Source organism: Moorena sp. SIO4A1 (assembly GCF_010672065.1).
In the GTDB taxonomy this organism is placed as follows: domain Bacteria; phylum Cyanobacteriota; class Cyanobacteriia; order Cyanobacteriales; family Coleofasciculaceae; genus Moorena.
This window is the reverse complement of sequence record NZ_JAAHHX010000155.1, coordinates 1-4,504: the sequence shown is the minus strand read 5'-3', so window position 1 is coordinate 4,504 and position 4,504 is coordinate 1. Positions and strand designations below refer to the sequence as shown.

At 41.3% G+C, this 4,504-nt stretch carries 3 protein-coding genes; 2 read left to right on the top strand and 1 reads right to left on the bottom strand.

Going from position 1 to position 4,504, the window contains the following annotated elements:
• Nucleotides 1–753 (bottom strand): hydratase (locus F6K53_RS35255; RefSeq protein WP_293083934.1); only part of this gene is annotated, 753 nt, incomplete at its 3' end.
• A 642-nt stretch (nt 754–1,395) separates the two neighbouring features.
• Between F6K53_RS35255 and F6K53_RS35250 the strand changes: the two genes are divergently transcribed.
• Nucleotides 1,396–3,045: a response regulator gene (locus tag F6K53_RS35250; RefSeq protein ID WP_075896347.1), complete on the top strand. Its 1,650-nt coding sequence runs from the start codon at nt 1,396–1,398 to the stop codon at nt 3,043–3,045.
• A 626-nt stretch (nt 3,046–3,671) separates the two neighbouring features.
• A partial coding sequence (locus F6K53_RS35245; protein ID WP_293083931.1) for an extracellular solute-binding protein occupies nt 3,672–4,504 on the top strand: 833 nt, incomplete at its 3' end.

Sequence of the window (4,504 nt, the reverse complement as noted above, 5' to 3'; positions counted from 1 at the left end):
TAACTGATTGCCAGCCTTATCTACCATTACAATCTTGATATTTTTTAATCGTTCTTCCCAATCAGGGGTAGCAGATAAAGGAATCGGTGTTCCTAAAACTCCCAAGCGAGCACCGACATTAATGGCTACCAAAGCAGTGCCATCAAGACTCACTTTTGGGTCATAAACTAAATCTGGCAGTTCCATGAAGGGAATGACAGCATCAAGAGCAGCTAATGCTTCTTTAGGGGTAGTAGCACTATTAATCTCTTCGCTACCAACTCTAACGATTAAGTCTCCTTCATATACAGGTCGAGCACCGAATTTGGCAGGGACAACCGCTCCACTGTTGAGCAACATCTTTTCGAGAAGTACACCTCGTATGGGTTCAGAGACTTTGAAGCGCTCTTGAGCAGCAGGATTAGTCAGTCCGGCTTTGTAACCTACAACTTTGCCTAAACTAGAGCTCAACTGTTGTACAAATTGGTCTTGCAAAGCCTGGCCTTGTTCAACGCTTAGCTGAGTCGCAACTGCCCTAGCTGGGGTTTTGTTGAGATAGCTAGTTGTCAATTCCTCCACCAGACGACTATCAGGGGTTTGCTCTAAAACTTTAGTAGAAGAGCTACTAGTTGAGTTGGAGTTCTTCTTAGCCCCAGTGAGGTTGCAGCTTGGCAGATATACAACCGAAGCCAATAGTAAAATTGCTAGGGAAATAGATTTGATATGTTGCATGGTGTTGCTAGAGCTGTTTTCATGATTCAAACCATTTGGCATAACTCAAGAGCCGAAAATTACTTCAGTTCCATTTTGTGGTGTTACTTCTGAGTTACAGAAGGGGAAGTATACATATAGAGAATTCACGACCAAGAGGAGGTAACCATAAGCGTAGACAAAAGCTTATCAAAAAGCGTACACAAAGGCGGGATGATTTCAGCTTATCCCATCACTGAATCAAGACACTAGTTGATCACGACTTTCGGCGAGCTAATCAGCAATCGGTAGTGTTGACGGTTAACTGTTAACGGTTGACTGAATACACTCAGCCGTCAACGGGAAATCCCATTCCCTGTCTTCGAGGATCAGCTTCAAGAGATTATTAGTCCAAGTCAGATCATGTCCGGTTTAACACTGATCTCGGAACATCTGAAATGTTTAAGTGGAGTGTGAGCGTCTCACTGACTAGCCTATAGTCAGCTAGCAAAATCCTTACACTACAAAATAACAAGTAACAAGTAACGAGTAATAAGTAACAAGTCACAATTTCCCTGAATACGAAGTGATTAAGAGGTGCGCGCCCGTTCGCGCCCCGCGTTTGGCTTTGCCTAAAGGTGCGCGAATTTAATTCTTAATGGGTCAAGCGCACCTCCGGACTTGCTCTCATACCTTGGCGATTAGGAAATATATCAATAAGTAAAAATGAACCAATCACCAAACACTGGAACAATTTTAATCGTTGATGATAATCCCAATAATTTATCAGTTCTCTACAAAACTTTGGAAAGTGCTGGGTTTAAAGTCAGAGTAGAAATGGATGGTGAAGGAACTATTGAACAAGTAGAATATGAACCACCTGATCTCATATTGTTAGATGTAAATATGCCAGGTATTGATGGATTTGAAACCTGTAAAAAACTAAAAAATAATCCAATATCTAAAGATATTCCAATAATTTTTATGACCGCGTTTGCTGATATAAACCATAAGATAAAAGGATTATCTTATGGTGCAGTAGACTATATCCCAAAACCCTTTGAACAAGAAGAGGTATTAGCTAGAGTCAGGCTCCATTTAAAACTCAATTGTTTAAGCAAAACCCTTGCTGAACAAAATGCCTATCTCCAAGAGGCTAAACAAAAAGCAGAAGTAGCTAACCAAGCCAAGAGTGAATTCCTAGCTAACATGAGTCATGAACTCCGTACTCCCCTAAACGGTATTATAGGATATGCTCAAATTCTCCAACGTGAGGCGGCTTTAGCCGCCTCCAAAGGTGAACGAAATTTAACTGCCAAGCAACTGGAAGGCTTAAAAATTATTCAGAAAAGCGGTAGCCATTTGTTGACTTTGATCAACGATATCTTAGACTTTTCCAAAATCGAAGCTGGCAAAATGGCACTGTATTCCACAGAATTTAATTTACCAACCTTCTTAGAGGAAGTTGTGGGAATCATCCGCATGCGAGCTAGTGAAAAAGATATTGTGTTGAGATTTGAAGAAAAAAGTAATTTACCAACTGGTGTTAAGGCAGACGATAAACGGCTCCGACAGGTACTGATCAACTTGTTAGACAATGCAGTCAAATTTACCGACCAAGGCAATGTAACTTTCAACGTTGGAGTGATTCAAGACCAAAACCCTACCTCCCTTGATCAGGGGAAAGATTCCAAAATCCAACATCGGACGATTCGCTTTGAGGTGATTGATACCGGGATAGGAATTAGCCCTCAACAATTAGATAATATTTTCCAACCCTTTGAACAAACGGGGGATAGCAAATATCGGGCAGCTGGAAGCGGCTTAGGCTTAGCCATATCTCGGCAGTTGGTGGAATTGATGGGAAGCCAACTAAACGTTAAAAGCGAGTTAAGTAAGGGGTCAATGTTTTGGTTTGATGTTGCCTTACCTGTGGTTAAAGTTACCGAAGCAAAACGGAATATTGCAGGTCAAGTGATGGGTTACCACGGAAAACGACGCAAACTGCTAGTGGTGGATGATAACAAAGAAAATCGGTTGGTATTACTCAACATGCTTGAACCGTTAGGCTTTGAGGTGGTAACGGCAGAAAATGGTCAGCAGGGATTGGATGTCGCCATAGCGATCCGACCCGATCTGATTTTGACTGATTTATTCATGCCGGTCAAAACTGCTTTTACCATGGTGCCAGAAATTCGGGAAATACCCGATCTGAAAAATGTGCCGATCATTGCCCTTTCAGCCCGTACTTTTGACATAGTCCAGAAGCAGAGTCAGATGCTGGGCTGTGAAGGTTTTATACCGAAACCCGTTGACCAGGATCAGTTACTTGCTTTGTTGGAGCAGCTGTTGCAATTGGAGTGGGTTGATGACTGAGGTACTGTAATATCAAGTTTGGTTGAATACCCATAATTAAGGAGAAGGTGGGAAGTTGGTTCGTGTGGGAAGTGTGGGGAGATGGGGAAATGGGGAAATAGGGTAGATTTTTATTAAAGGTAATTATCCTGACATGATATGAGACCAATTTTCGTAAGCATTCAGCATATGCGCTACGCCCATATGCTTACCTTTCCCTTTTAACCTTTAACTTTTTTGAGATTTATTAAGTTACTCAGGTATTTTTAAAAAAAGTATAAGACTAAATCATTTCATGTCCGAGAGGATCGGTATTGTAATATGTTGGGAATAGGTATTAGGTATTAGGTAATTGTGATTACTCCTGTAGGATTAGTTATTACCCATTACCTATTATCCATTACTTACTATAGTAGTTTTAAATTCGGTGAAGTACTTTCGTCTTGGGTTAATGGGAGTAGGGAGTAGGGAGTAGGGAGTAGGGAGTAGGAATGGGTGCATCTCAATGGATGAAATTATGCAAGAGTGAGATTCACCCAATAATTGACGCAAACACTATCAGAAAAATACTTTTGCAAGAGGTTTATTCACACAGTACTGGATAATATCATACTAAAGGACTTGATAAGTGTAACGGTTAAAGACTTATGCGACGACGGGAATTCAATCAACTCCCTTGGTTTTTCCTTGGTTTGGGATTGGCTAACTGTACTCACAATTTCCAATCATTAAGACAATCATCAAGACAATCATCAACCTTTGACACAGCTAAAACACTTAGCATCTGGTGGCAACAGGGTTTTTATCCAGAAGAAACGGATGCACTCCGGACAATCATCGACAAGTGGGAAAAAAACAGTGGGATTAAAGTTCAATTAGTCATCATACCTCAGAAGGATATTCTCAAAGAAATCGAGAGTGCGATCGCATCAGGTAACCCTCCTGACATTTTCTATGCAGGGGTAGCAGACTTGACCATTATTCCCCGTCTGGCATGGAATAATCAACTGGTAGATGTGTCTGATGTGATACAGCCTCTGAAAAACTGGTACAGTGAAGGGGTTCTGGCTGGAGTCAATTATCAAAACAAAGTTGCTAAAAAACGTAGCTACTATGCTGTACCAATTATGCAATCAGCCATCCATATTCACTACTGGCAAGACATCCTGACCGAGATTGGTCAGGCAAAGGGGTCAATTCCCAGAGATTGGCAGGGATTTTGGCGGTTTTGGGAGGAGGTTCAGGGACAATTGCGTCAGAGCAGTTATCCCAATATGTATAGTATCGGCATGCCTATGTCCCTGAGCTTAGATACCTACAACAATTTTGAGCAATTTCTAGAAGCCTACAATGTCAAACTAATTGATAAAAATGGCAAGTTACGCTTAGACGACTCCCAAGTTAAGCAAGGCATTGAGGCAGCTCTAAGGCAATATACCCGTTTTTATATCAATAAGAATGTGCCACCGGATGCCGTAGA